26 protein-coding genes are annotated in these 25619 nt (G+C 46.8%); 19 read left to right on the forward strand and 7 right to left on the reverse strand.

Annotated elements, in window-relative coordinates:
- Positions 1–3 precede the first annotated feature (3 nt).
- Both VC82_RS07105 and VC82_RS07110 read right to left on the reverse strand, forming a co-directional pair.
- Entirely contained in the window at positions 4–2007 is a 2004-nt protein-coding gene (locus VC82_RS07105) for a fumarate reductase/succinate dehydrogenase flavoprotein subunit (RefSeq protein ID WP_045801764.1), read from the reverse strand.
- 2 nt (positions 2008–2009) lie between these two features.
- On the reverse strand, positions 2010–2678 hold the full coding sequence (locus tag VC82_RS07110; protein ID WP_045801765.1) for a succinate dehydrogenase cytochrome b subunit: 669 nt from the start codon (positions 2676–2678) through the stop codon (positions 2010–2012).
- Between the two features lie 199 nt (positions 2679–2877).
- On the opposite strand from VC82_RS07110, the gene VC82_RS07115 reads away from it, so the two are divergent.
- The gene (locus VC82_RS07115) at positions 2878–3771 is read left to right on the forward strand and encodes a RimK family alpha-L-glutamate ligase (protein ID WP_045801766.1); all 894 of its coding nucleotides are present in this window, start codon (positions 2878–2880) and stop codon (positions 3769–3771) included.
- Positions 3746–4702, forward strand: coding sequence for a succinylglutamate desuccinylase/aspartoacylase family protein (locus VC82_RS07120; RefSeq protein ID WP_045801767.1), 957 nt, complete (start codon positions 3746–3748; stop codon positions 4700–4702). The genes VC82_RS07115 and VC82_RS07120 overlap by 26 nt, the downstream gene beginning before the upstream one ends.
- Here VC82_RS07120 and VC82_RS07125 read toward each other — a convergent pair.
- The 3 genes from VC82_RS07125 to VC82_RS07135 form a co-directional block, all read right to left on the reverse strand.
- Entirely contained in the window at positions 4682–5140 is a 459-nt protein-coding gene (locus VC82_RS07125) for a hypothetical protein (protein WP_045801768.1), read from the reverse strand. The genes VC82_RS07120 and VC82_RS07125 overlap by 21 nt on opposite strands.
- A gap of 131 nt (positions 5141–5271) precedes the next feature.
- Entirely contained in the window at positions 5272–5661 is a 390-nt protein-coding gene (locus VC82_RS07130; RefSeq protein WP_045801769.1) for a DUF2721 domain-containing protein, read from the reverse strand.
- Positions 5662–8508 carry a VPS10 domain-containing protein gene (locus VC82_RS07135; RefSeq protein ID WP_045803304.1) on the reverse strand — a complete coding sequence of 949 codons (2847 nt, stop codon included), beginning with the start codon at positions 8506–8508 and terminating at the stop codon, positions 5662–5664.
- A 136-nt stretch (positions 8509–8644) separates the two neighbouring features.
- Between VC82_RS07135 and VC82_RS07140 the strand changes: the two genes are divergently transcribed.
- Together VC82_RS07140 and VC82_RS15650 are read left to right on the forward strand one after the other, a co-directional pair.
- Positions 8645–9937, forward strand: coding sequence for an aminopeptidase P family protein (locus VC82_RS07140; RefSeq protein ID WP_045801770.1), 1293 nt, complete (start codon positions 8645–8647; stop codon positions 9935–9937).
- Positions 9938–10127: 190 nt separating this feature from the next.
- Entirely contained in the window at positions 10128–10301 is a 174-nt protein-coding gene (locus VC82_RS15650) for a hypothetical protein (protein ID WP_170218312.1), read from the forward strand.
- A gap of 72 nt (positions 10302–10373) precedes the next feature.
- On the opposite strand, the gene brnQ is transcribed toward VC82_RS15650, so the two are convergent.
- Positions 10374–11651: a branched-chain amino acid transport system II carrier protein gene (gene brnQ, locus VC82_RS07145; protein WP_045801771.1), complete on the reverse strand. Its 1278-nt coding sequence runs from the start codon at positions 11649–11651 to the stop codon at positions 10374–10376.
- Positions 11652–11898: 247 nt separating this feature from the next.
- Here brnQ and VC82_RS07155 point away from each other — a divergent pair, with 247 nt between their 5' ends.
- Positions 11899–12153 (forward strand): hypothetical protein, encoded by a 255-nt coding sequence (locus VC82_RS07155; RefSeq protein WP_045803305.1) that lies wholly within the window; start codon positions 11899–11901, stop codon positions 12151–12153.
- Here VC82_RS07155 and thiL read toward each other — a convergent pair.
- Positions 12150–13196, reverse strand: a complete 1047-nt coding sequence (gene thiL / locus VC82_RS07160) for a thiamine-phosphate kinase (RefSeq protein ID WP_045801773.1) — start codon at positions 13194–13196, stop codon at positions 12150–12152. The two genes, VC82_RS07155 and thiL, sit on opposite strands and share 4 nt — an antisense overlap.
- A 98-nt stretch (positions 13197–13294) precedes the next feature.
- Between thiL and VC82_RS07165 the strand changes: the two genes are divergently transcribed.
- From VC82_RS07165 to VC82_RS07230, 14 genes are all read left to right on the forward strand, one after another.
- On the forward strand, positions 13295–14590 hold the full coding sequence (locus VC82_RS07165; protein WP_045801774.1) for a choice-of-anchor B family protein: 1296 nt from the start codon (positions 13295–13297) through the stop codon (positions 14588–14590).
- A 2-nt stretch (positions 14591–14592) separates the two neighbouring features.
- Positions 14593–15930: a hypothetical protein gene (locus tag VC82_RS07170; RefSeq protein WP_045801775.1), complete on the forward strand. Its 1338-nt coding sequence runs from the start codon at positions 14593–14595 to the stop codon at positions 15928–15930.
- A 122-nt stretch (positions 15931–16052) separates the two neighbouring features.
- The gene (locus tag VC82_RS07175; RefSeq protein ID WP_045801776.1) at positions 16053–16382 is read left to right on the forward strand and encodes a HesB/IscA family protein; all 330 of its coding nucleotides are present in this window, start codon (positions 16053–16055) and stop codon (positions 16380–16382) included.
- An 89-nt stretch (positions 16383–16471) separates the two neighbouring features.
- Positions 16472–17917 carry a Fe-S cluster assembly protein SufB gene (sufB, locus tag VC82_RS07180; protein ID WP_045801777.1) on the forward strand — a complete coding sequence of 482 codons (1446 nt, stop codon included), beginning with the start codon at positions 16472–16474 and terminating at the stop codon, positions 17915–17917.
- Between the two features lie 10 nt (positions 17918–17927).
- Entirely contained in the window at positions 17928–18803 is an 876-nt protein-coding gene (locus VC82_RS07185) for an N-acyl homoserine lactonase family protein (RefSeq protein ID WP_045803306.1), read from the forward strand.
- A gap of 14 nt (positions 18804–18817) precedes the next feature.
- Positions 18818–19573 (forward strand): Fe-S cluster assembly ATPase SufC, encoded by a 756-nt coding sequence (gene sufC, locus VC82_RS07190; protein WP_045801778.1) that lies wholly within the window; start codon positions 18818–18820, stop codon positions 19571–19573.
- Between the two features lie 31 nt (positions 19574–19604).
- Entirely contained in the window at positions 19605–20063 is a 459-nt protein-coding gene (locus VC82_RS07195; RefSeq protein WP_084598178.1) for a four helix bundle protein, read from the forward strand.
- Positions 20063–21379: a Fe-S cluster assembly protein SufD gene (gene sufD / locus VC82_RS07200; RefSeq protein ID WP_045801779.1), complete on the forward strand. Its 1317-nt coding sequence runs from the start codon at positions 20063–20065 to the stop codon at positions 21377–21379. Before VC82_RS07195 ends, sufD begins: the two co-directional genes overlap by 1 nt.
- 35 nt (positions 21380–21414) lie before the next feature.
- Entirely contained in the window at positions 21415–22641 is a 1227-nt protein-coding gene (locus tag VC82_RS07205) for an aminotransferase class V-fold PLP-dependent enzyme (protein ID WP_045801780.1), read from the forward strand.
- Between the two features lie 98 nt (positions 22642–22739).
- Complete coding sequence (locus tag VC82_RS07210; RefSeq protein ID WP_045801781.1) at positions 22740–23162, forward strand: SufE family protein; 423 nt, start codon at positions 22740–22742, stop codon at positions 23160–23162.
- Positions 23163–23246: 84 nt separating this feature from the next.
- Positions 23247–23579 carry an SUF system Fe-S cluster assembly protein gene (locus tag VC82_RS07215; protein WP_045801782.1) on the forward strand — a complete coding sequence of 111 codons (333 nt, stop codon included), beginning with the start codon at positions 23247–23249 and terminating at the stop codon, positions 23577–23579.
- 87 nt (positions 23580–23666) lie between these two features.
- Positions 23667–23894: a PspC domain-containing protein gene (locus VC82_RS07220; RefSeq protein ID WP_045801783.1), complete on the forward strand. Its 228-nt coding sequence runs from the start codon at positions 23667–23669 to the stop codon at positions 23892–23894.
- 20 nt (positions 23895–23914) lie between these two features.
- A complete protein-coding gene (locus VC82_RS07225) occupies positions 23915–24418 on the forward strand; it encodes a DUF2480 family protein (RefSeq protein WP_045801784.1) in 504 nt (167 codons plus the stop codon).
- A 66-nt stretch (positions 24419–24484) separates the two neighbouring features.
- Positions 24485–25411, forward strand: a complete 927-nt coding sequence (locus VC82_RS07230; protein WP_045801785.1) for a DUF3078 domain-containing protein — start codon at positions 24485–24487, stop codon at positions 25409–25411.
- Positions 25412–25619 lie beyond the last annotated feature (208 nt).

Raw genomic sequence — 25619 nt, forward strand, 5'->3', positions numbered from 1 at the left:
TTCTTATTTGTAAGAACGTGTTTTCACTTCAATGTTTTCGTACACCAGCTCCTCTTTGTGCAATTGGGCCTTGCTCGGGTCTCCCTGGTATTCCCAAGCGGCAACGTACTTAAAGTTTTCGTCATCGCGCAGTGCCTCGCCTTCCTCGGTCTGGTATTCTTCCCTGAAGTGCCCACCACATGATTCGTTGCGGTGAAGGGCATCCATGGCAAAGAGTTCGCCCAGTTCCAAAAAGTCGGCAACGCGCCCTGCTTTTTCGAGTTCTTGGTTTTTTGAGTCTGGTGAACCTGGCACCTTGACATTTGCCCAAAAATCTTCACGCAATTCGGCAATCTCTTTTATGGCTTCTTTTAAGCCCTTTTCATTGCGGGCCATGCCGCAGTTGTTCCACATGATCTTGCCCAATTTTTTGTGGTAATAATCGACCGAGTGCTTTCCATTGCCAGACATCAATTTGTTGATACGGTCACGAACGTTTTTCTCGGCCGCATCAAATTCGGGGATATCGGTCGGGATCGGACCGGTTCTGATATCATCGCTCAGGTAGTCGCCGATGGTATAGGGCAGTACAAAGTAACCGTCGGCCAAGCCCTGCATAAGTGCTGAAGCTCCCAAACGGTTGGCCCCATGGTCACTGAAATTGGCCTCACCCGCGGCATAGCAACCGGGAATGGTGGTCATCAAATTATAATCGACCCAAAGGCCTCCCATGGTATAGTGCACCGCAGGATAGATCATCATGGGCGTCTTATACGGATTTTGGTCCGTGATTTTTTCATACATCTGAAAGAGGTTTCCGTACTTGGCCTCGACCACTTCTTCGCCCAATTTGCGAACAGTGGCATCATCTGGATTCTTCATTCCAGAGGTCAAGGCTTTTTCACGGCCGTAGCGCATAATGGCCGAGTCAAAGTCAAGATAGACGGCCTCACCTGTTTTGTTGACACCGAAACCGGCATCACAACGTTCTTTGGCGGCACGTGAGGCCACATCCCTAGGCACCAAGTTACCAAACGCTGGATACCTTCTTTCAAGATAATAGTCGCGGTCTTCTTCGGCCAGTTCGGTCGGTTTCAGGCGACCCTCGCGAATGGCTTGGGCATCTTCCAATTTTTTGGGCACCCAAATACGGCCGTCGTTACGAAGCGACTCAGACATCAGGGTCAATTTCGATTGGTGGTCACCAGACACAGGTATACAGGTCGGGTGGATCTGTGTAAAACACGGATTGGCAAAAAAAGCTCCCCTTTTATGTGCTTTCCAAGCAGCCATAACATTGGCGCCCATACAATAGGTGGAAAGGAAAAAGAGATTGCCATAACCGCCGGTGGCCAAAACCACCGCATGGGCACTGTGTCGTTCTAATTCACCAGAAACCAAGTCTCTTGCAATAATGCCACGGGCCTTTCCGTCAACAAGTACCAAATCGAGCATTTCGTGACGGGTATACGATTTGATTTTGCCGCGCTGGATCTGTCGGTTCATGGCGGCGTAGGCTCCCAACAATAGCTGCTGTCCGGTTTGGCCTTTGGCATAAAAGGTTCTTGAAACCAGTACACCCCCGAACGAACGGTTGTCTAACAGACCACCGTATTCACGGGCGAAAGGAACACCTTGGGCCACACATTGGTCAATAATATTGGTCGATACCTCTGCCAAACGGTATACGTTGGCCTCACGCGAACGGTAATCGCCTCCTTTTATGGTGTCGTAGAACAAGCGATATACGCTGTCTCCATCTCCTTGATAGTTTTTGGCTGCATTGATTCCTCCTTGAGCAGCAATGGAGTGCGCCCTGCGAGGGGAATCTTGATAGCAAAATGTCTTTACGTTATAACCAAGTTCGGCCAAGGTTGCCGCAGCAGAGGCGCCAGCCAAGCCCGTACCCACAACAATGACGTCGATATTACGCTTGTTGGCAGGGTTTACAAGGTTGATCTCGTTTTTATGGTTTGTCCATTTTTCGGCCAACGGCCCTGGCGGAACTTTAGAATCCAATACGCCCATAATTAATGTGTTATCGGGTTAAGGTGGTGGTAAATGGCGATAAAGGCAAAGGCCAAAGGCACAACCACCGCAAATAGTTTTGTGAATTTCCGTATACCTGGAGTGTATTTGTTGTTGACACCCATTGATTGGAAAGAAGAGGCGAAGCCGTGCCACAGGTGCAGGCCCAACAGTACAAAAGCAACGACGTAGAGCACGGTGCGCCATATGGGCGCAAATTTTTCAACGGTCTCTGCATAGTAGCGGGTTGGGTCTTCTGGCTTGGCCTCAATATATTTATAGGCCATTTCGTGCACCCAAAAATCGTAAAAGTGAAGCCCTAGAAAGGCCAGTACCACAAGCCCTGAAAAAATCATGTTTCGAGAGGCCCAAGGGGCATTGGCACTACCATCGTATTTTACATAGTTGATGCCTCTGGCTTTTCGGTTCTGAATCTCAAGCACAAAGCCCATTACAAAATGCACCACAACGCCAGCAATCAAAATGGGCTGCATTACAAACTGTACTATGGGGTTGTAGCCCATAAAGTGGGAAGCCTCGTTAAAAAACTCCGGAGATAGTACCGAGGCCAAGTTGATGGTGACATGAAGTACTAAGAAAAGGACCAAAAAAAGACCCGAAAGAGCCATAACATATTTTCGGGCCAAGGAAGATTTTACTAATCCGCTCATCGGTTGATGGTTTTAAACACAAATTTACGGTACGATCGAGTTTTTAACAAACTTTGAAAGTACCAAAAACACTAATTTAGAAGCGTTATGATCAATACTGTAAGGTACCGAAAAATTTGATGAAAATAGGGTCACAATTTGGTGATTGCATTTTTTGACCGATATTGAACAGCAGACATTCAACTGACCGCCCGATCAAATGGATATTGCCATCTTATCTGTCAGCCTAAACGTACATTCCACTAGAAGAATCTTGGAAGAAGCCCAAAAGGCCGGTCATTATGTAGAACTGATCGACCACACCAAATGCTCGGTCAAATTGGGTGGCCCCCAGCCTAAAATTTATTTGGGAGAAGAGGATGTCACAGATGAGTTTGATGCCGTTATTCCCAGAATTGGAGCCAAAGTAACACGACATGGGGCCGCTGTTGTAAAGCAGTTTGAGATGAACGGAGTTTTCAGCACGGCCCGTTCCCTAGGAATTACCAGGGCTCGAAATAAGGTCAGAACACTCCAGATAATGGCGCGCAAGGGCATACCCATCCCTGAAACGGTCTTTTCAATCAATCCTGATAATATTGAAGAACAGATACAGCTGTTGGGCGGCCCACCCGTAATCATTAAACTACAGGAAGGCACCCATGGGCTGGGCGTCATCTTGGCCGAAAGCAAAAAATCGGCCAAGTCAATCATAGATACCTTCTATAAAATGGACACCAGTATTCTATTGCAGAAATACATTGCCGAATCAAATGGAGAGGATATTAGGATCATTGTGGTGGGCAACAAGGTCGTGGCCAGCATGAAGCGTAAGAGTGAACTCGATGATTTTCGCTCGAACGTGCACCGCGGGGCAGAGACCGAGGCCATTGAACCGACCAGCAAAGAACGGCACATTGCCTTGAACGCTACCAAGTATCTCGGTCTGGGTGTGGCGGGGGTCGATTTGATCCGCTCAAAAAAGGGGCCTTTGCTCATAGAGGTCAATGCCTCACCGGGCTTGAAGGGCATAGAAGCTGCCACGGGTATCAATGTTGCCAAACATATCATACAATTTGTCGAACGAAATGCATACCGAAAAAGGAGAAAATAAGACCATCGCCATAAACGGGCATTCTGTTTTACCGGGCGAGAATAAACTCGTCCGTATCGAGATAGCCCGCTTACCGACCGGAACCCTTATTGACATCCCCATTCATGTTTTCAATTCGAAACGGGCAGGCCCCACGGTTTTGGTACAGGCCGGGCTACATGGCGATGAGGTGAACGGGGTAGAGGCGGTTCGGCGGCTCTTGCAAGACACATCGCTTCAAGTGGAAACCGGGGCGCTCGTAATGGTGCCCATTTTGAATATCTTCGGCTTTATCCATTTTTCGAGGGATGTGCCCGATGGAAAAGATGTCAATCGTAGCTTTCCGGGAAGAAAAAAGGGATCCTTGGCCAGTAGAATAGCCTATCACTACACTGCTGAGGTGTTGCCACAGGTCGATATGGCCATAGACCTGCACACGGGTGGCGCCCAACGCCACAACCACCCCCAAGTGAGATACACCGAGGGCGATGCCAAAAGCAAGGAGCTGGCCAAGGCATTTGGTGCTCCGTACCATTTTTCAGCAAAGCTGATCAAGGGCTCTTTTAGAAAAACGATGTACGGTATGGGCAAGCCTACCATAGTTTACGAAGCCGGTGAAAGCATGCGTATTGACGAGGCAGCAATACAGAAGGCATCTAAGGGCATTAAAAACGTACTGGTCCATTTAAAGATGCTGAAGGGCAGAAAAAGGCAATCGGCATCGGTTCATCTTGAGACCACCCGATGGCTTCGGGCCGCCAAGGCAGGCATGTTCATACCTGGGGTAGAAAATGGGAGCAGCATTCAGAAAGGACAATTATTGGGGGTCATAACCGACACGTATTCAAAAAAGAGCAGGGGTATCAAAGCGCCTTTTGATGGCCATGTGTTCTGTATCAACCACCAAGCGGTGGTAAACCAAGGCGATGCTTTATTCCATGTTGGATGCTAAGCTGGCTTTACCCTGTACCTTTTTTCTTCTTTCCCCAATTTGTTGGACACTCCACTCGATGGCCTCCTCGATATCCGTGAATTGGATGATGGAGTTTTGAAAGAACATTTTTTCGAGCACAATGCTGGTAAAGCTGCCCTTGGGGGTGCCCACTACCGCATAAAAGTCCAATTGGTGCCGGTGGGTGTAGAACTTGATCCAATCTGAAGGAACCACGGTGTAGTTGTGGATCCGATTTGAAATATAAGCAATCGGCAAATCTTGGCCATAGATTTCCTTGGCTGCCTTTACAGCCTTTTTGGCCATGCCCCATGTCATGTGCACGCCTTCTTTCATCTCGCCAATGACCAATCCGTCGAAATAATAGAACACACCGAATTCAAATTCGCGTATCTCACGAATGTTCTTGAAAAAGGGGAGGTCACGTACACTTTTCATAATTGGTCAGTTGGCTCTAAAAGTTGAACATTAAAGATACTGATTATGTTGGATTTTTATCGAAAGTAAAAACGCGGTTATTGGGTTGAAAAATCCTATAAACATCCCCGGAAAGGATTTATAATACAAGCTTATTTCTCCATATTTCGAAGCTGAATACCCAACGCCTTGGTCGATAACCGCACCTCGACCAGCGATAAGATCAAAGAAATCACCAAAAAGACTAGACTGACCCCGAAGATTACATTGGCCCAGACCCCCAATTCAACATAGATCAAGAACATAGTCACGACTGCCAACAGGAAACTGACAATGGCGGTGGCCTGCATGTTCTTGATGATGTTGAGCCGCTTTCTGAGTTGCCGTATCTGCCGTTCCAGTGGGGAGGCCGCTGTTTCTTCAAACTCTTTGTAGAGTTGGCGAATAAGGGCCGCAATGGCCAAGTAACGGGCATTGTAGGCCAACATGGTCAGTGAAATGGCCGGAAACAGTAGGGCGGGAATGGTAAGGTCTAGTTGCATTTACTCAATTTCAAACTGAATTTTTTCAGCCGTCCCGTTGCCCGAAATTTCAACGCTAAAGGTTCCTTTGGGGAGGTAGGTCTTGCCATTTTTGGCCTCCTCAAGGGCCATCTTGTTCTTTTTTAGAAAATTCTTTTTGCCTTCTTTAGAGAAGGCCACATCATACGAAAGAATGTTCAGCCCCTTGTCTGCCGCTATTTCGGCAGTGCTGACCTCGATACCGTCTGCAGTAAGCACCTTGGCATTATACGTGCCGGGTTTGGAGGCAAAGAAAGTAATATCAAGCCCTGGGGTATTGGGTTTGCCCCAAGAGCTCCAACTGTTGCCCCAACGCTTTGAGTGTTTAATGTTATCGACCCCAAAAACATATAGGTCTTTGGCCATGACGTCTGATGACAGTTTTTGCATATTGGCAATATCGGCCTTGTAGATGCTACGGCCATGGGTGCCCACCAACAAATGTTTGGCCTCGGGCTGTATGACCAGGTCATGGACCGCTACATTGGGCATGCCGTTTTGGAAGAGTTCCCAAGAGGCCCCTCGATTAAAGGAAACATACAAACCGTTATCGGTGCCCACGAACAGTAAATTCTCATTTTTGGAATCCTCGACCAGCGCATTGACCGGTGAGGCGGGGATGCCTTCTGAAATGTTTTTCCATGTCTTTCCATAATCATCGCTCACGTACACATAGGGGGCAAAATCATCCCAACGGTAGCCGTTCAAGGTCACGTATACACGCTCTTTTTTATGCTTGCTGGCGGCCACTTCGCTGACCCATAGGTCTTTTGGGAATGCGTCTGAGATACGTTCCCAGCTGCCGCCCGCATTTTTGCTGACATGCACCAATCCGTCATCGCTTCCTACATAGATGAGTCCGAATTTGAAAGGCGATTCAGAGATGGTGGTCAAGGTGCCATAGGCCACGTTGCCTTTTTTGCCCCCTTTGGTGAGGTCATCGGAAATGGCTTCCCAATCATCGCCCTGATTCATGGAGCGGTGCAGTTTTTTGCTTCCCAAGTAGAGAATATCTTGGTTGTGCGGCGACAATAAAATGGGGGTCTGCCAATTGAAGCGATAAGGGGCCTCGCCCAGTTCATGTTTGGGCTGTATGTGGGTGTTCTTTCCTTTCCCTAATTCCAAACGAAAATAATTTCCGAATTGAAATCCGGTATACACAATATTACTGTTTCGACCGTCTATCTGCACCTGCATGCCATCGCCGCCCATAATGCTTTGCCACGGGTTTTTGCCGGTGGAGTGCCATCGCCGGTCTTCTTTGTTGTTGTGCGCGCCTTTCCACACACCATTGTCTTGCAGGCCCCCATACACGTTGTACGGTTTTTCGTTGTCAACGTTAATGGCGTAGAATTGCCCAACGGTGGGGGTGTTGTTCTTCATCCAATGTTCCCCATCGTTATAGGTGATGTTGACCCCACCATCGTTTCCGTTGATGAGGTGGCCCGGGCGTTTCGGGTTTATCCATAGGGCGTGGTGGTCGGCATGTACGTTCTCTTTGTCGATGGCCTTATAGGTTTTGCCACCGTCTTCTGACATAATGAGCGGCACGCCCGCCAAATAGATTTTGTCAACGTTGCTCGGATCTATACGGATCTGGGCAAAGTAGTAGCCATAGCTATAGAACAGGTCGTCGATATAGTCTTCGTTCATTTTTTTCCAGGTCTTGCCCGTATCATCGCTTCGGTATACCTCTGCACCGATTACCGGGGTATCAAAGAGCATCGAATTGGCATCTTCAAGGTATTTGGCCAAATCTACGGGCTGTACGGCACCATCGCGCACCATGTTCTTAACGTTTTCGGCCCGGTACTTTTCTTGAAAACCGTTGGTTTTGAGAAAGTCGTTGAGCTTCTTGTTGTCAAGGGCCAAAAAAGTGGCCTTGTCCATCGCCTTAAAATCTTCTTTGGTGAGCCCCTCTTTTTTTTCTTCTTCGGATGATTTTTCTCGCCTGAATTGGCTGTCGTGTACAGCATACAGGGTGTTGTTGTCAAAAACGGCCAGACCGATACGGCCCACCCCTTCACCGGTCGGAAAACCACTTTCAGCAGTACTTACCAACGACCAAGAGTTGCCGCCATCGGTACTTTTATAGATGCCCGAAGCGTTGCCGTTTCCGGTAAAATTCCAGGCTTTTCTGTCTTTCTGCCATGCAGCGGCATATTGCATGTTGAAATTGTCGGGTGCGTGTGCAAGGTCGATAATGCCTGTTTCGTCATTGATAAATAGGGTCTTTTTCCAGGTGTTGCCCCCATCGGTGGTTTTGTAAACGCCCCTTTCAGTATTGGGGGAGTATAAATGCCCCGTAACGCCCACCACCACTTCGTTGGGGTCGTTCGGATTGATAATGATGCGGCCAATGTGGTGCGAGTCATGAAGGCCCATGTTCTGCCACGTTTCCCCTCCATCCGTAGATTTTAAAATACCAATACCGGCGTATGACGAACGCGAAGAATTATTTTCACCCGTGCCCACCCAGAGGGTCCCGTTTTTCCAATCCACAGCAATGTCACCGATATTCTGGGTGTTTGAATTGTCCATCACCGGAGTAAATGAGATGCCGTTGTCTTTGGTATGCCACAGGCCGCCAGAGGCGTAGGCCACATAGAATTCGGTGGGATCTTCTGGGTTGACATCCAGGTCTACCACCCGACCACTCATTACTGAGGGGCCAATATTTGTTAGAGGTATGTTCTTGACCATTGAATTTTCGGCCATTTCGGCTTTTTGCTCTAACCCGGCCATAACCTTGGTAGCTGGGGTGGCCTGCTGCTGTGGCAAGGCCATTTGAAAAATAAAGAAGGCAAAAAAGAAGTAAAGAGTTCGCATGATGGAATGTTTAAAAAGCACTGAAAGGTAGCAAAAGGAAATTGTTGTAACAAGTTTGGAAAGTGGTCTCTTGTCCACTTTTTTTGTTTTGTGCCCCTTGGCCAAATCGCTACTTTTGGTAAAATTTTGACAGTCGATGAAGTACGAGAGCATACCCAACAGTCTTTTTATCAAAAACCGCGAGAAGTTCATGGCCCAGATGCGACCCAAGAGCATTGCGGTTTTCAACTCCAACGATATATATCCCATAAGTGCCGACAGCACCATGCCTTTTCAGCAACACCGTGATATTTTTTACCTGAGCGGTGCCGACCAAGAAGAGACCATTTTGGTACTTTTCCCAGATGCGGTGGATAAAAAGCACCGCGAGGTACTGTTCGTTAGGGAAACCAACGAGCATATTGCCGTTTGGGAAGGGGCCAAGCTCACCAAAGAGCAAGCCACTGCCGTTACGGGCATCAAAACCGTGTATTGGCTATCAGATTTCGACAAGGTCTTTTTTGACCTGATGACCGAGGCCGATACTGTTTACTTCAACACCAACGAGCATTACCGACAAGCGGTCGAGACGCAGACGCGCGAGGATAGGTTCATCGAATGGTGCAAAGAAAAATATCCGGCGCACCAAACGGCCAAGAGCAATCCAATTCTACAAGAGATAAGGGGCGTTAAAGAACCCGAAGAAATCGAATTGATGCAATACGCCTGCAACATCACCGAAAAGGGTTTCCGCAGGGTCTTGGGGTTTGTAAGGCCCGGTGCATGGGAGTACGAAATAGAGGCAGAGTACCTGCACGAGTTTATCAGAAACCGTTCACGTGGATTTGCCTATACCCCCATCATTGCCTCGGGCAACAATGCCAATGTGCTGCACTACATCGAGAACAACCAGCAATGCCAAGAAGGTGATTTGATTTTGATGGACGTGGGTGCCGAATACGCCAACTATTCGAGCGACATGACCCGTACCATACCGGTGAACGGGCGGTTCACCAAACGGCAGAAAGAAGTGTACAATGCCGTTCTTCTGGTAAAAAATGAAGCCACCAAACTATTGGTGCCGGGCACCCTTTGGGCCGAATACCACAAAGAAGTGGGCAAGATCATGACCTCAGAACTGTTGGGGCTCGGATTGCTGGACAAGGCCGACGTACAGAACGAAAACCCCGAGTGGCCAGCGTATAAAAAATACTTTATGCATGGTACCAGCCACCATATCGGGCTCGACACTCATGACTATGGTGCCCTGAAGACCCCGATGAAAGCCAATATGGTCTTTACTGTTGAACCTGGCATATACATTCCTGAAGAAAAGATGGGCGTTCGATTGGAGGACGATGTCGTGATCAGGGACAAAGGCGAACCCTTTAACCTGATGCGCCATATACCCATTGAAGCGGAAGAGATAGAGGAGTTAATGCAGGCATAGCCTGTTCTATCATGTTGTTATGCTGACATTGAACAAGGTGTGGTCGAGATAGAACTTTTGAGGAATGTTAAATTAAAGATTGATTTTGTCATTCTGAATGTAGCGCAGCGAAATGAAGAATCTCACGAAAGATACTTCTCTTTCGCTCTACTCAAATCGGTATGGCAAAGGATAAATTTTTAGAAATAATATGTACTTGATTACAGTACTACAACAGACCGACATCGAAAAAAAGATGCAAGAGGCCCCCAACAGTGCCTACGAGATCGGGGTGGTCATCGGGTCGTACCTGCCTTTTGTGGTGTTGGTGGGCATAGCCTATGCCATTTATTACTATCAAAAAAAGAGAAAGGATTCAGAATAATTTGCTTTTGTCATTTCGAAGCGTAATCCTGAGCTTGTCGAAGCGATAGCAAGAAATCTAAAGCAAGATTTCTCAGTCGCCCTGCTTCTTCAAAAAGACATTGCAAATTATAAAAACGACCAGAGCCGGTACCACCCAACCCATATGAAATGCTGAAAGGGGAATCCAGTTTTTGATGGACCCCATGCCTTCTTCAAAACCAAGGCTTACAAAAAAATCGGGGATACTGAATAGGATTGTAGTGATCACCGTCCACCGAAATATCTTTTTGGACGTATATTTTTCGGGCAGCACATTCAATACGATCAACACAATGGTAATCGGGTAAATGAGCATGAGCACAGGCAATGCGACGGCAATGATATAGCCGACATTGAATTGGCCCATCAATACACCCAGAATACATCCGAAAAGGGCAGTAAGCATGTAAACCCTTTGGGAGTCGTTGAACCGGCCCTTTACAAAATCGGCCGTGCCCGTAACAATGCCCATAGCGGTGGTAAAACAGGCGAGGCTTACCAAAAGGCTCAAGAACAGGTTGGCGGTATTGCCAAGGGTCTTGAGGCTGATACCGCTCAGAAGGGCCGTTCGGTTAATGTCTTTGGCGAACTCGCCCTGCATCAGGGCACCTGTCAGTATAAGTCCGGTGTAGATGAGACACAGCCCCAAGCCGGCCAACCATCCGGCACGGCCGATCAACTTTCTTTTTTCGTGATAGGCAGACGCTTTGTTCTTTAGGTTGATGGAGATAATGATGACACCACCCACGACCACGGCCCCAATGGCGTCAAAAGTTTGATAGCCTTCTAAAATTCCCGCTGAAAAGGGGTGGGTGAAACCGGAGCCTCCAAAATCACCATCCATAGAAAAAACCGCTACCCCAATGATGCTAAATAGGATCAAGATGATGGCTGGGGTCATCAATTTTCCTATAATGTCCAAGATTTTTGAACGGTTCATCACGAAGAGAAAGACCAAGGCGAAATAGACGAAACTGGTCAACAGCGATGGGGTATCAAATAAAGGTGCTACTCCCATTTCGTGCGTAACCGACGCTGTTCTTGGAGAGGGCAGACCAATGGATATGGCGTAGACCAAATAACAATAGACCAAACTGAAGGTGGGCGATACCTTTTTGCCAAAATCGTACATGGTGCCCTGCAAACGTGCGTGTGCCAAGATACCCAATAGGGGAATCAATACGGCCGATAGACAAAACCCAAGGGCCACCAACCACCAAAACGGGCCTGATTTAAAGCCCAGCTGGGGGGGCAGGATCAGGTTGCCGGCACCAAAAAAAAGAGAGAAAAGCGCGAAGGCGACGACAAACTGTTGTTTTCTGGCATTCAAGCGTTAAAATTTGTTGGGAAAGATAGATCAAAATTGTATATTGACGCACTAAGCGTTTTGTCGATACGTGCCCTTTGTAACTGGATTTGTTGCATTTTATCGAAAAACACCCAAGCCAAAAAATAAAAGCGCTCGCGTTGCGTTCGAATCATAAACAAGAAAATCCAAATAAATACTTTTAAACGTATAAGAAATAGCAAATTGGCATGACCGGTCCCCAAATCGTGAAATGCAAAAAAACCGACTTATGAAAACTACAGCATCCCAAAAGGGCAATTTCTTCAGCGCCCTCTTCTGCAATCTCTTTGGTCACCATTATGTGGTTTCAAAAAAGGTTACCCAACACATCAAGGAGTACAAATGTCTTCATTGCCAAAAACAGGTCACAACCGATGTGAGCGGAAAGTTGTCGATCTTAACACCACAAATGCGCGAGATCAACAGTACATTGCAAGAAATGTACCGCAAGCGCCGCCGCCGCGTGGTGCAGCATGTGGCCTAATCATTGAACGAATTCCACCCCTGGGCCTTTAGGGGTATCTTGGTATTGGCCCTGGTCACCAAATGGGCACCTTCTTCTTTTTCTATCATGTGCCCGATTACGGTTAGGTTGGGGTTTCCTTTTATTTTGTCAAAGTCTTTTTGGTCGATGGTGAACAGTAGTTCATAGTCTTCGCCCCCGCCCAGGGCAATCATGGTGCTGTCCATCTTAAATTCCTCAGAAGTAGCTATTACGGTGGGGTCTAATGGTATTTTGTCCTCAAACAGATTGCACCCCACCCCACTTTGTTCGCACAAATGTAAAATCTCAGATGATAGGCCGTCGCTGATATCGATCATTGACGTCGGTTTCACTTCCAGTTTCTCCAAAAGCTCCACAATATCTTTACGGGCCTCGGGCTTCAGCTGCCTTTCAATAATATAGGTGTAGGGTTCAAGGTCTGGCTGGTTCTGCGGATTTACCTTAAAGACTTCTTTTTCGCGCTCCAGCACCTGAAGACCAAGATAGGCACCTCCTACATCTCCGGTAACCACCAAAAGATCATGGGGCTTGGCCCCTGACCGGTAGGTTATTTTTTTGCTGTCACCCTCGCCAATGGCCGTCACGCTGATCAACATGCCCTTGGTCGATGAGGTGGTGTCGCCCCCCACAAGATCGACTCCATAGATGCGACAGGCAGTGGCCACGCCTGAGTAGAATTCTTCCAACGCCTCCAGCGGAAAACGGTTCGAGACGGCCAAAGACACGGTTATTTGTGTGGGTAGCGCATTCATGGCGCAGATGTCTGAAAGGTTGACGATTACCGATTTGTAGCCCAAATGCTTCAGGGGCATATAGGTAAGGTCAAAGTGTACGCCCTCAATAAGCAAATCGGTTGAAATAAGGGTTTTGTTGCCCTTGAAATCGAGCACGGTGGCATCATCGCCAATACCTTTGACGGTTGAAGGGCGCGTTGGCTTGAAATCTTTGGTTAAGTGTTTGATCAAGGCAAATTCACCCAGTTCTTCAAGTGGGGTCCGTTTTTCGTTCTTGTCTTGCAGCATGGCGCAAAAATACAGCGGATAATTTTAAACCCAAATGATGGATTTTTAAATATTGTTTGGGTTAAATCGTATCTTTAAAACAAAATTGCTGACACCCCATGAGACTTTCAATTCTGGTCTTTGTTCTTTTCTTTTATTTATTGGGATGTTCCCGTGATGACGGCAATGCTGAACAGGTCATCACCGATGATGACATTGCCATGACCGATGATGATGCGGGAGGTGGCACTCATGATGCCCCCGATATAGGGTCTGGGGGCTCACAGAACGGCAATGTGCCCTGTGAGGGGGGGTTGGCAGCTGGATATCCCTGTCAGGGGTACGATTTGGTATTTCACATGCCCCTGAGCGCTTTTAATGCCGCTAGTGCAAACGATATTTGGGGGTGGACAGACCCTGACAACAACCGCGAATATGCCATTGTGGGCCTTGACAATGGAACGGCATTTGTTGATATTACCGATAATCAAAACCCTCAGTATCTTGGCAAATTGCCCACGGCCACCACTTCAAGCACATGGCGCGACATCAAAGTCTACGGTAATCATGCCTTTATCGTGGCCGAAGCTGCGGGCCATGGCATGCAGGTATTTGATCTTACACGATTGCGCAACGTGGCCAACCCGCCCGAAACATTTAGCGCTGATGCCCGCTATACCGATATCGGCAATGCGCACAATCTTGTGATCAATGAAGCCACGGGCTTTGCATACCCTGTGGGCACCGATCGAAACGATGCCTTTACCGGGGGGGTACATTTTGTGGACGTTGGCGACCCGACCAGCCCTGTGGGAGTTGGAGGCTATGGTGCCCAAGGCTACACCCATGATGCCCAGGTGGTCAGCTATAACGGCCCCGATGCCGATTATACGGGCCGTGAAATTTTTATCGGGGCCAATGAAAATCAGGTTGTAATTGCCGATATAACCGATAAGGATAACCCTACCGACGTCGCGGCCTTGGGGTATCCGCAACTGGGCTATACACACCAGGGTTGGTTTACCGAAGATCAGCGTTATTTTATTCTGTGCGATGAACTCGATGAGGTCAATTTTGGATTGGATTCCCGCACTTTGGTTTTTGACCTTACAGACCTCGACGCCCCAGTGTTGCATACTACCTATACCGGCCCCACGGGGGCCATTGATCATAACGGTTATGTGCTGGGCAATCTTTATTTTTTGGCGAATTATACCGCGGGTTTACGGGTGCTCGATATTTCACAGATTGCAGATAAGACAATCGTTGAAGAGGGCTTCTTCGATACGTATCCAAGTAACAATACGGTAAGTTTTAATGGGGTCTGGAGTGTCTATCCCTATTTTGCAAGTGGCAAGATTTTGGTCAACGATATCAATTCAGGATTATTTGTAATCAAAAGGTCAAATTTCTGAGGATGAGAAAGTGGCTTGCACTATCGTTTTTGATTACCATATTGGGTTGCTCAGATGATGAGGGCATATCACCTATCGAAGAAAGCACATTTCTTGGAGAGTTGGCTTGGATGAAAAACTTCGGGGGCTCGGGCGAGGATACGGCCCAGGCCGTCGTCAAGACCAGTGATGGTGGTTATGCCATATTGGGCTATACCAACAGTACAGATGGTGATATTATGAATAAGTCATTGGCTGTCAACGATTACTGGCTGTTAAAGCTTGATGCTGATGGCAATCTGCTCTGGAGCAAGACCTACGGCGGCAGCAAGGATGATCGCGGCCAATCGGTCATCGAAACAGGTGATGGAGGCTTTGCCATAGTGGGTTATGCCATGAGCGATGACGGCGATGGGAGTAACAACGAGGGCTTTCACGACAATTGGATTTTGAGATTGGATGCCACTGGAAACATCCTTTGGGAAAAAAGCTTTGGGTTTTCGGGCCACGATCACAGCTATGATGTGGTACAGACAGCCGATGGGGGCTTTTTCTTTGCCGGTTTTTTAGATGTGACCCAATCAGGGGGTGAGGGCAATTTTGGCAAGGGCGGATATTTGACAAGGCACGGTGTGGGCGAATTTTGGGGCACCAAGCTCGATGCCCAGGGCAACCTACAATGGCGGCGATACTTTGGGGGCACCAACAATGATCGCGCCTATGGCGTAGTGGTGGCCCATGATGGGGGCTTTGTAATGGCCGGAGCCTCTGAAAGTGATGATTTTGATATCACCGACCCCAAGGGAAGCTATGATTTTTGGGTGGTGAAGGTCGATAAGAACGGTACACTTGTTTGGCAGAGATCTTTGGGCGGTTCGGGCATTGATATCGCCCGAGACATTACCAAAACGGCAGACGGGGGTTACATGGTGGTCGGGCATACGTTTAGTGTTGATGCCGATGTCTCTAAAAATAATGGGGAGTCTGATGTCTGGTTGGTCAAACTGGATGACAACGGCAACATGCTTTGGCAAAAGACCTTTGGTGGCTCTGAATTTGACGCTGCCGAAAGTATCAGCCCAACCATTGATGGGGGATTCTTGATAGCCGGAAACGCAAAGAGCAACGACGGCCATCTTAGTGAGAACAATGGTGAGAACGACCTTTGGCTCATGAAGACAGATGGTAATGGCAATTTGGTCTGGCAACAGACCTATGGGGGATCGGGCCTGGACTATGGCTTTGCTGCCCTTGAAAATGAGGACGGAAGTATAGTGCTGGTCGGAGAGACCCAGAGTGCAGACATACCCGAAATACGGCACAAAGGTGCAACAGACCTCCTGGTTCTTAAGGTAAAATAAAAGGGATTCCCTTTCCATAGAAAAACCCTATCCATACATTCGTTATTATAATGTTAGAAAACGTGGTAAAACATTGTTAATGCCGTATATTTGCCTACTATTTAGAATAAATCTTAGTAAGGATGATCAAAGTTTCTGATACCGCAAAGCAGAAAGTGGTGGCGTTGATGACCGAAGAAGGTTTCGATGCCAACAAAGACTTTGTGCGCGTTGGCGTAAAGAGCGGTGGGTGCAGTGGATTGTCTTACGAACTGAAATTCGACGACAAAGTAGATGAAGACGACAAGGTCTTCGAAGACAATTCGGTTCGCATCATCGTTAATAAAAAGAGCTTTTTGTACCTGGTCGGCACAACCTTGGAATATTCCGGTGGATTGAACGGCAAGGGGTTCGTGTTCAACAACCCCAATGCACAGCGTACCTGTGGATGCGGTGAAAGCTTTTCACTCTAACTTTGAAAATTTGAAGATACCTTGATTTGAAGATTGTGAAAACGGACCCTTTTCAAATTAAGACCTTCAAACCGATTAATTGAAAGAACATGGCCTATACAGAGGAAGAATTAAAGAAAGAACTCGAAACCAAAGAATATGAGTACGGCTTTTATACGGATATTGAGTCGGATACCTTTCCGAAAGGACTGAACGAACATATTGTCAGAGCCATTTCAAAAAAGAAGAACGAGCCCGAATGGATGACTGACTGGCGTTTGGAAGCGTTTCGTATCTGGAAGGAAATGGAAGAACCCGAATGGGCCAACGTCACCTACAAGAAACCCGATTTTCAAAATATCTCATATTATTCGGCCCCCAACAAAAAGCCCAAGTACAACAGTTTGGATGAGGTAGACCCCGAATTGTTGGATACGTTTAAAAAACTGGGCATTTCTTTGGATGAGCAAAAGAAACTTGCCGGAGTGGCCGTCGATGTAGTGATGGATTCTGTTTCAGTGGCCACCACCTTCAAAAAGACCTTGGCCGAAAAGGGCATCATTTTTTGTTCCATTTCAGAAGCGATACAAGAGCATCCTGAACTGGTGAAAAAATATATTGGCACCGTGGTGCCCAGAAAAGACAATTTCTACGCTGCATTGAACTCGGCCGTTTTCTCTGATGGCAGTTTTTGCTATATACCAAAGGGGGTGCGTTGCCCGATGGAGCTTTCAACCTATTTTAGGATCAACCAAGCGGGCACCGGCCAGTTCGAAAGAACCCTGGTGATTGCCGATGAGGGCAGTTATGTGAGCTATTTGGAAGGTTGTACGGCACCTTCACGGGATGAAAACCAGCTGCATGCGGCCGTGGTCGAACTGATTGCACTCGACGATGCAGAGATCAAGTACTCAACGGTCCAGAACTGGTTTCCAGGAGATAAGGAAGGAAAGGGCGGGGTCTACAATTTTGTGACCAAACGCGGAATTTGTGAGAAGAATGCCAAGATTTCATGGACACAGGTAGAAACGGGCTCTGCCATCACTTGGAAGTATCCTTCCTGTATCTTAAAGGGAGACAATTCCATCGGGGAGTTTTACTCCATTGCCGTAACGAACAACTTTCAACAGGCCGATACGGGCACCAAAATGATCCATTTGGGCAAGAACACCAAGAGCACCATCATCTCAAAAGGAATTTCTGCCGGCCGGTCGCAGAACAGTTACAGGGGGTTGGTACAGGTGAACAGCCGCGCTGAGAATGCGCGAAACTTTTCGCAGTGCGACTCCCTTTTGATGGGCAATGAGTGTGGGGCACATACCTTCCCCTATATTGAGGCCAAGAACAAGACAGCGCAGATAGAACACGAGGCCACTACCAGTAAAATTGGTGAAGACCAGATTTTTTACTGCAACCAGCGGGGTATAGACACCGAAAAAGCAATTGCTCTTATTGTGAACGGGTTCAGCAAAGAGGTGTTGAACAAATTGCCCATGGAATTTGCCGTAGAGGCACAAAAACTATTGGAAATCAGTCTTGAGGGATCTGTAGGATAAAGCAATGACCATGAAAAGAACATTACTTCTATTGGCAATATTGGGCTTGGTTTCGTGCAAGCAGACCAAAAAAGAAGTGGCTGAGAACCAAGCGGCTGCCACCGATTCGGGCAAGGTAATGGTGAAGCTGTATGCCCTTGACGGTGGCACCGTTCAGGTGAACCAGTTGGAACTGTTTTCGCAAGACACCACCTATACGGGCCAATCGAGAGTATTTGCTGATGCCTACTACGTGATCGAGCACCCAAAGGGCACATTGATGTGGGATGCCGGGCTTCCTGAAAGCCTTGTCGGCTTGCCAGAACCGTATACCGACCCAAGTGGTGCCTTTACGGTTTCAAGAAGCGATTCGCTTGCCACGCAATTGGCATCAATAGGGCTCACCGTAGACGATATTGAGTATTTGGCACTGTCGCATACCCATTTTGACCATAGCGGGCACGCCGAGCAGCTAAAGAACGCCACTTGGTTGGTACAAGAGACAGAATATGATTTTGTGACCAGCGAAGAGGTGCAAAAGTCGAACCCAGAGGTGTACAATGCCATTGACGATTTGGAGAACATTAGAAAAATAAAGGGCGATTACGATGTGTTTGGCGACGGTACCGTGGTCATGAAATACATGCCCGGCCACACCCCGGGCCATCAGGTGCTTTTTGTTGACCTGGCAGAACATGGCCCGTTGCTATTGTCTGGAGACCTCTATCATTTTTCAGAGAACCGTGAGTTCAGGCGCATTCCGATATTTAACCATGATGTCGCCCAGACCATAGAGAGCATGGATACTTTTGAGGCTTTTGCCAAAGAAAAGAACGCAAAGGTATATTTACAGCACTCACAAGAAGACTTTGATAAATTTCCAAAGACACCAAATTATTTGAAATAAAGAAAACAAGAACGATGTTAAGAATAAAAGATTTGCACGCCAGTGTAGAGGATAAAAAGATACTCAAAGGAATCAATCTCGAGGTCAATGCTGGTGAGGTGCATGCCATCATGGGCCCCAATGGCTCGGGCAAGAGCACCTTGGCAGAAGTGATAGCCGGTCGAGAGGAATTCGAAATCAAAAAAGGAAGCATTGAGTTGGATGGTGAAGACCTAGAAGAGCTGTCGCCTGAAGAACGGGCCCACAAAGGTATTTTTCTTTCGTTTCAGTACCCTGTTGAGATACCTGGTGTTTCGGTGACCAATTTTATGAAGACTGCCATCAACGAGTCGCGCAAGGCAAGGGGCCTTGAAGAAATGCCCGCCAACCAGATGTTGAAGCTAATTCGTGAAAAATCTGAACTATTGGAAATTGACCGAAAGTTTCTATCAAGGTCGTTGAACGAAGGGTTTTCCGGCGGTGAGAAGAAACGTAACGAAATCTTTCAAATGGCCATGATGGAACCCAAGCTGGCCATTTTAGACGAGACCGACTCGGGCTTGGATATCGATGCACTGCGCATCGTGGCCAACGGTGTCAATAAATTGCGAAACAAAGACAACGCAATCATCGTAATCACACATTACCAGCGGTTGCTCGAATATATTGTTCCTGATTTTGTGCATGTACTGCATGATGGTAAAATCGTGAAGTCAGGCGATAAAGAACTGGCCCTGGAGTTGGAAGAAAAGGGTTACGATTGGATCAAACAGGAAGCAACGGTTCAATAGTTGATGGTTTAAGGGTTTCTGGTTTCAGGTTATGGCTACAATAAGATATTTTGAAGACTTGGATATTTGGCAGGAAGCAAGGCGATTGTCTAAGGAAATAATTGAAATATCCACATCGACCGACTTGAAATCAGATTTTAGACTTAGAGATCAAATAAAGGCTTCTTCAGGTTCTGTCATGGACAATATTGCTGAAGGATTCGAAAGGGATGGAAATAGGGAATTCATACAATTTTTGTCCATCGCAAAATCATCAGCAGGTGAGACAAGGTCGCAACTGCATCGTATTTACGATAATGGATACTTAAACGAAGAAAGTTTTATTAAGCTGGTAGAGGATTACAAAGTTTTGAGTAAGCGAATAGCAAATTTCATAGCCTATCTCAGCAAAGAGGATTTCAAAGGTTTGAAGTTCAAAAATAGAGGGGCAAACAATAGTAACTTGAAACATCAAACTATGTTTGATGACAAACAAGAAACCAAAGAGTAATGGATTTAAAAGACAAGCTTATATCATCGTTTATGGCGTTTGAGAACAATGTTGATGTCGACCACCCGGTGCACGACATCCGTTCAGAGGCCATCAAGAATTTTGAAGAGAAAGGGTTTCCGACCAAAAAACAGGAAGCCTGGAAGTATACCTCGTTGAACAGTCTTCAAAAGGTTGACTTCACTGTGTTTCCCAAAGAGGAGAATACCTTAGAGTACAAAGACATCAAAAAGTACTTCCTGCATGAGATCGACACGTATAAAATAGTGTTCATCGATGGAATCTACAGCAGTTACCTCTCTGAAACAACCCATGACGGCGTTGATGTATGTTTAATGAGCTCGGCATTGACCAAGCCCATGTACAAACCGATAATCGATGTGTATTTCAACCAGGTTGCCTCTAAAGAAGAATCGCTGACCACCTTGAACACGGCGTTCAGTAAAGAGGGGGCCTACATTTATATTCCAAAGAACAAGGCTCCAAGAAAGCCTATTCAAATCTTGCACCTGGCCACGGGCAATGAGGCGGCTTTGATGTTGCAGCCCCGTAATCTGATCATCGCCGAAGAAAATGCCGAACTTCAGATAATAGAACGCCATCAAAGTTTGACCGGCAATGAGGTATTTACCAATTCGGTGACCGAGATTTTTGCTGCCAAAGATGCCATTGTCGATTACTACAAGGTACAGAACGATGCCAAGACCGCCTCTTTGATAGACAATACCTATATCTCGCAGAAAGATAATAGTGTAGTGCGGGTACACACCTTTTCTTTTGGTGGAAAGTTGACACGTAACAACCTCAATTTTTACCAAAACGGTGAGCGTATCGACTCCACTTTGAAAGGGGTTACCATTTTGGGCGAAAAACAACACGTGGATCACCACACCTTGGTACACCATTCACAACCCAATTGCGAGAGCCACCAAGACTACAAAGGTATTTTCGGGGAACGCTCCACAGGCGTTTTCAACGGCAAGATCATTGTCGACAAGATTGCCCAAAAGACCAATGCTTTTCAACAGAACAACAATGTGTTGATAAGTGATAAGGCTACGGTTAACAGCAAACCCCAATTGGAGATTTTTGCCGATGATGTAAAATGCTCGCACGGGTGTACCATAGGCCAGTTGGACAAAGAAGCTCTGTTCTATCTGCAATCCAGGGGTATCCCCAAAAAAGAAGCGACCGCCCTTTTGATGTACGCCTTTGCCAACAACGTGTTGGAGAGTGTGCGCATACCCGAACTGAAGGCCCGGATCAATAAATTGATCGCCAACAAGCTGGGGGTTCGGCTGGGGTTTGAGCTATAAACGAATTTTATGGTATTTGAACGGGAACTTTCTTCATGATAGACGCTGCATATAACATAGAAACCATACGTAAAGACTTCCCAATACTCAGTCGAGAGGTCAATGGAAAGCCCTTGGTCTATTTTGACAACGCAGCCACCTCGCAGACCCCGCAACAGGTCATCGATGTCATCGTTGACTATTACCAGCGATACAACGCCAATATACACCGAGGGGTACATACCCTCTCACAAGAGGCCACAGATGCCTATGAAGAGGCACGTATCAAGATCCAAAGGCATTTCAATATTGCAAAGCCCCACGAAGTGATCTTTACTTCTGGGACCACGCATGCCATCAATTTGGTGGCCAACGGCTTTTCTTCCTTTTTGAAAAAGGGCGATGAGGTCTTGGTCTCGGCCATGGAACACCATAGCAATATTGTGCCCTGGCAAATGCTCTGCGATCGAACAGGGGCCGTTTTAAAGGTGATTCCCATGAATCTCGAGGGGGAATTGATCATGGAAGAATACCACAAACTGCTTTCCGAAAAAGTCAAATTGGTGTTCTGTAACCATGTTTCGAATGCGCTGGGAACGGTAAATCCCATAAAAGAAATTATCGATGCGGCCCATAGGGCAGGTGCCGCCGTGCTGGTAGATGGTGCCCAGGCGGCCCCGCACATCAAGGCCGATATGCAGGCCTTGGATGCGGATTTCTATACCGTTTCGGCCCATAAGATGTGTGGCCCCACCGGGGTGGGAATGCTGTACGGTAAAAAGGAATGGCTGCAAAAATTGCCCCCCTATCAAGGCGGGGGTGAAATGATTGCCGAAGTCACCTTTGAAAAGACCACCTATGCCGATCTGCCCCATAAATTTGAAGCAGGCACGCCCAATGTCTGCGGTGGCATCGCTTTCGGAGCAGCACTCGATTATATGAACAGTATTGGTTTTGGGGCAATAGCCGCGTATGAGCATGAATTGCTGCAATACGCTACCGAAAAGCTGCTAGAAATCGAAGGACTCAAAATCTACGGTACGGCAAAAGAAAAAACATCCGTCATATCGTTCAACATAGAAGGTGTTCATCCATATGATATTGGCACCATTCTCGATAAACTGGGCATTGCCGTACGCACCGGCCATCACTGTGCACAGCCCATTATGGATTTCTACCAGATACCCGGTACGGTCCGTGCCAGCTTTAGCTTCTACAATACCAAGCAAGAAATCGATGGGTTGGTAGAAGGGGTGAAAAGGGCCAAAACGATGCTTTTGTAGCGTGCCAATACTTTGCCAATCTTTTGATTAACCTTCTTTCAAATTGTATTTTTGCAAGAAACGAACCGCTCCCTTTTTAGGGAGATCAATAGTAGCTTATGACCATTGCCGAGATACAAGACGAAATAGTTGAAGAGTTTTCAATGTTCGATGATTGGATGCAGCGCTATGAGTATATGATCGAGTTGGGCAAATCATTGCCCTTGATCGATGAAAAATATAAGACCGATGACAATCTGATCAAAGGCTGCCAAAGCAAGGTATGGGTGCATGCCGAACTTCAAGGTGACAAATTGATCTTTACGGCCGATAGCGATGCCATCATCACCAAGGGCATCATTGCTATTTTGATACGGGTTTTCAGCAATCAAAAACCACAAGATATCATCGAGGCCGATACTGATTTTATCGATAAGATCGGCCTGAAAGAGCACTTATCGCCCACAAGGGCCAATGGCTTGGTCAGCATGATCAAGCAATTGAAGTTGTATGCGGTGGCCTATCAAACACAATTAAATTAGTTTATGGGTTTCTGGCCTACGGCCAAGTTTATAAGTTTACCAAAAACACCTATAAACCCATAAACAATAAACTTTAGTTTAGAAATGAGCGAGGAAACAACAACAATAGACACCGCCGAATTGGGCGAAAAAATAGTAAGGGTCTTAAAGACGATTTACGATCCGGAGATTCCAGTGGATATTTATGAACTGGGATTGATTTATGATGTCTTTGTCAACGAAGACAACGACGTTAAGATACTGATGACCCTTACCTCACCGAACTGCCCGGTGGCAGAAACGCTTCCGGTAGAAGTAGAGGAAAAGGTAAAGTCGCTGGATGCCGTTAAGGATGCGGAGGTCGAAATCACTTTTGATCCTCCGTGGACACAGGATCTTATGAGTGAGGAGGCCAAATTGGAATTGGGACTTCTATAGTCTTATCTGTACCAATGTCATCCTCAGCGCAGTCGAAGGGGAATGCAATTGCTCATAAGTTAGAAGTACGAAGTTAGAAATACGAAAATGGCCAATAGAAGATTGACAAAATCTAATGATCAAATGCTTTTAGGCGTCTGTGGCGGTATTGCCGAGTTTATTGACTGGCCAAAACAGACTGTAAGGATTCTATGGTTGGCATTAACAATATTTGGGGGCTTAGGAATCTTTGCCTATCTAATCTTGGGTTTTGTTATGCCCCCACCATCTTCGGATAAGGGCAATTTTGATATTGATGATTATAGGGTTGAGTAGTTTAAAAGATAAATTAAGGGATGTCTGATATAGTTAACAGAGTTGCCCAGAGCAAACTGGTCACTTTTGATTTGGAAGCATACTACCCAGAGGGCAAAAGGGTGCTTTTCGATATCAAAGATTGGCTGCACGAAGGGTTGATTCTTCGTGAAAAAGAGTTTCGTGCAAAAGTTACCGAACATGATTGGTCGCAGTATGCCGATGCCTTTGTGGCCCTCACCTGTTCCACCGACGCCATTGTGCCTGGCTGGGCCTTTATGTTGCTGGCCTCCCGATTGCAGCCCCATGCCAAAAAAGTGGTGCAAGGTGATTTGGAAATCCTTGAGACGTTGCTCTACAACGATATCCTTCAGAATTTGGATGTTTCCGACCTTGCCGACAAGCCCGTAATCATCAAGGGCTGTTCAAACAAGCCAGTGCCCAAGAACGCCTATCTGATGGCCGTGGCAAAGATTCAACCGGTCGCCAAGAGCATTATGTACGGCGAGGCATGTTCCTCAGTGCCCATCCACAAGAAAAAATAGTCCCTAAAGGCCTAAGCGAGTGACAATTCGTACTTTTGTGTTTCTAATTGCTAAAACACTAACAGTATGAAGAACTTGATCACTTTTTGGTGTGCCCTTTTGGCCACCACTATGGTCCTGGCCCAAACCAAAGAAGAACTGAAGGCCCAGATTGCCCCAAAGAAAGATTCCATTGCGGCGATTCAGGGTAGGGTCGATGCCCTGCAGGCCCAAATAGATGCGCTTCCCGGTTGGCGGGTGGGTGCCTTTGGCACCATAGGCGGCAGTATTTCAAACTTCAACAACTGGTATGCACAAGGGTTTCCGAACAACTCATCGGGCAACATCGGTTTTACCGTCAATGCCTATGCCAATCTGAAGCAAGAAAAATTCTTTTGGCGAAATTCATTGAACACGAACCTTTCGTGGGTAAAGTTGGATGACGAAGACGACCCCAACGATGAAGATGGTTTTCGCGAGGCCACCGATGTGTTCAATCTGACGTCCCTGTATGGCAGAAACATCAGTGAAAAATGGGCGGTATCCGGTTTGATGGAATACCGAACCACCATCTTGAGCAATTTCAACGATCCGGGATACCTTGACCTTGGTGTTGGTATGACATGGACACCCATTGACGATTTGGTCGTGGTGATACATCCGCTGAACTACAACTTTGTTTTTGCGGAAGATGATACCATTTTCAATTCTTCTGCAGGAGCCAAGATTGTGGCCGATTACACGAGAAAGATAGGGGCCATTAACTTCAAGTCGAATCTTTCAATGTTCCAGAGTTATGAGGATGGTGATTTGAGCAACTGGACGTGGATCAATTCATTCTCGTACACGCTTTGGAAGGCCATCGGGGTCGGTTTCGATTTCGGATTGCGGAACAACAAGCAGGAAGCCCTCAATTACGAAATCAACACCCTCGGAAATACGGGCGCCACTTTTGATAACATAGATAACGATCTACAAACCTACTGGACGTTGGGGTTGAGCTATTTGTTCTAACCGCGCTATGGTTTTCTTGAATAAAAAAGCCCCGACGGTACCGTCGGGGCTTTTTTAATGAAAGTAGGTTTAAAAAATTGGGGTATTTCTATAACCTTAAGCAGTAAGTACAAGTGAGTTTTGGGGATAAACACTATTACTTAATCAGAGATAAAGATACCATCACCACAGCGAAATTGCTAAGATTTTGTTGCCAAACAATCGTTTT

Origin of the sequence: Flagellimonas lutaonensis (assembly GCF_000963865.1) — a bacterium.
Taxonomy (GTDB): domain Bacteria; phylum Bacteroidota; class Bacteroidia; order Flavobacteriales; family Flavobacteriaceae; genus Flagellimonas_A; species Flagellimonas_A lutaonensis.

What these genes read in the sequence shown, in the direction of transcription:
- VC82_RS07110 (WP_045801765.1), bottom strand. Translation starts at nt 2,678, where the DNA reads ATGAGCGGATTAGTAAAATCTTCCTTGGCCCGAAAATATGTTATGGCT.
- VC82_RS07165 (WP_045801774.1), top strand. Translation starts at nt 13,295, where the DNA reads ATGAGACTTTCAATTCTGGTCTTTGTTCTTTTCTTTTATTTATTGGGA.
- VC82_RS07220 (WP_045801783.1), top strand. Translation starts at nt 23,667, where the DNA reads ATGGCCAATAGAAGATTGACAAAATCTAATGATCAAATGCTTTTAGGC.
- VC82_RS07195 (WP_084598178.1), top strand. Translation starts at nt 19,605, where the DNA reads ATGGCTACAATAAGATATTTTGAAGACTTGGATATTTGGCAGGAAGCA.
- VC82_RS07215 (WP_045801782.1), top strand. Translation starts at nt 23,247, where the DNA reads ATGAGCGAGGAAACAACAACAATAGACACCGCCGAATTGGGCGAAAAA.
- VC82_RS07155 (WP_045803305.1), top strand. Translation starts at nt 11,899, where the DNA reads ATGAAAACTACAGCATCCCAAAAGGGCAATTTCTTCAGCGCCCTCTTC.
- VC82_RS07140 (WP_045801770.1), top strand. Translation starts at nt 8,645, where the DNA reads ATGAAGTACGAGAGCATACCCAACAGTCTTTTTATCAAAAACCGCGAG.
- VC82_RS07120 (WP_045801767.1), top strand. Translation starts at nt 3,746, where the DNA reads ATGCATACCGAAAAAGGAGAAAATAAGACCATCGCCATAAACGGGCAT.
- VC82_RS15650 (WP_170218312.1), top strand. Translation starts at nt 10,128, where the DNA reads ATGTACTTGATTACAGTACTACAACAGACCGACATCGAAAAAAAGATG.
- thiL (WP_045801773.1), bottom strand. Translation starts at nt 13,196, where the DNA reads ATGCTGCAAGACAAGAACGAAAAACGGACCCCACTTGAAGAACTGGGT.
- VC82_RS07170 (WP_045801775.1), top strand. Translation starts at nt 14,593, where the DNA reads ATGAGAAAGTGGCTTGCACTATCGTTTTTGATTACCATATTGGGTTGC.
- sufD (WP_045801779.1), top strand. Translation starts at nt 20,063, where the DNA reads ATGGATTTAAAAGACAAGCTTATATCATCGTTTATGGCGTTTGAGAAC.
- VC82_RS07230 (WP_045801785.1), top strand. Translation starts at nt 24,485, where the DNA reads ATGAAGAACTTGATCACTTTTTGGTGTGCCCTTTTGGCCACCACTATG.
- VC82_RS07205 (WP_045801780.1), top strand. Translation starts at nt 21,415, where the DNA reads ATGATAGACGCTGCATATAACATAGAAACCATACGTAAAGACTTCCCA.
- VC82_RS07125 (WP_045801768.1), bottom strand. Translation starts at nt 5,140, where the DNA reads ATGAAAAGTGTACGTGACCTCCCCTTTTTCAAGAACATTCGTGAGATA.
- VC82_RS07175 (WP_045801776.1), top strand. Translation starts at nt 16,053, where the DNA reads ATGATCAAAGTTTCTGATACCGCAAAGCAGAAAGTGGTGGCGTTGATG.
- VC82_RS07225 (WP_045801784.1), top strand. Translation starts at nt 23,915, where the DNA reads ATGTCTGATATAGTTAACAGAGTTGCCCAGAGCAAACTGGTCACTTTT.
- VC82_RS07135 (WP_045803304.1), bottom strand. Translation starts at nt 8,508, where the DNA reads ATGCGAACTCTTTACTTCTTTTTTGCCTTCTTTATTTTTCAAATGGCC.
- sufB (WP_045801777.1), top strand. Translation starts at nt 16,472, where the DNA reads ATGGCCTATACAGAGGAAGAATTAAAGAAAGAACTCGAAACCAAAGAA.
- sufC (WP_045801778.1), top strand. Translation starts at nt 18,818, where the DNA reads ATGTTAAGAATAAAAGATTTGCACGCCAGTGTAGAGGATAAAAAGATA.
- VC82_RS07115 (WP_045801766.1), top strand. Translation starts at nt 2,878, where the DNA reads ATGGATATTGCCATCTTATCTGTCAGCCTAAACGTACATTCCACTAGA.
- VC82_RS07210 (WP_045801781.1), top strand. Translation starts at nt 22,740, where the DNA reads ATGACCATTGCCGAGATACAAGACGAAATAGTTGAAGAGTTTTCAATG.
- VC82_RS07105 (WP_045801764.1), bottom strand. Translation starts at nt 2,007, where the DNA reads ATGGGCGTATTGGATTCTAAAGTTCCGCCAGGGCCGTTGGCCGAAAAA.
- VC82_RS07185 (WP_045803306.1), top strand. Translation starts at nt 17,928, where the DNA reads ATGAAAAGAACATTACTTCTATTGGCAATATTGGGCTTGGTTTCGTGC.
- VC82_RS07130 (WP_045801769.1), bottom strand. Translation starts at nt 5,661, where the DNA reads ATGCAACTAGACCTTACCATTCCCGCCCTACTGTTTCCGGCCATTTCA.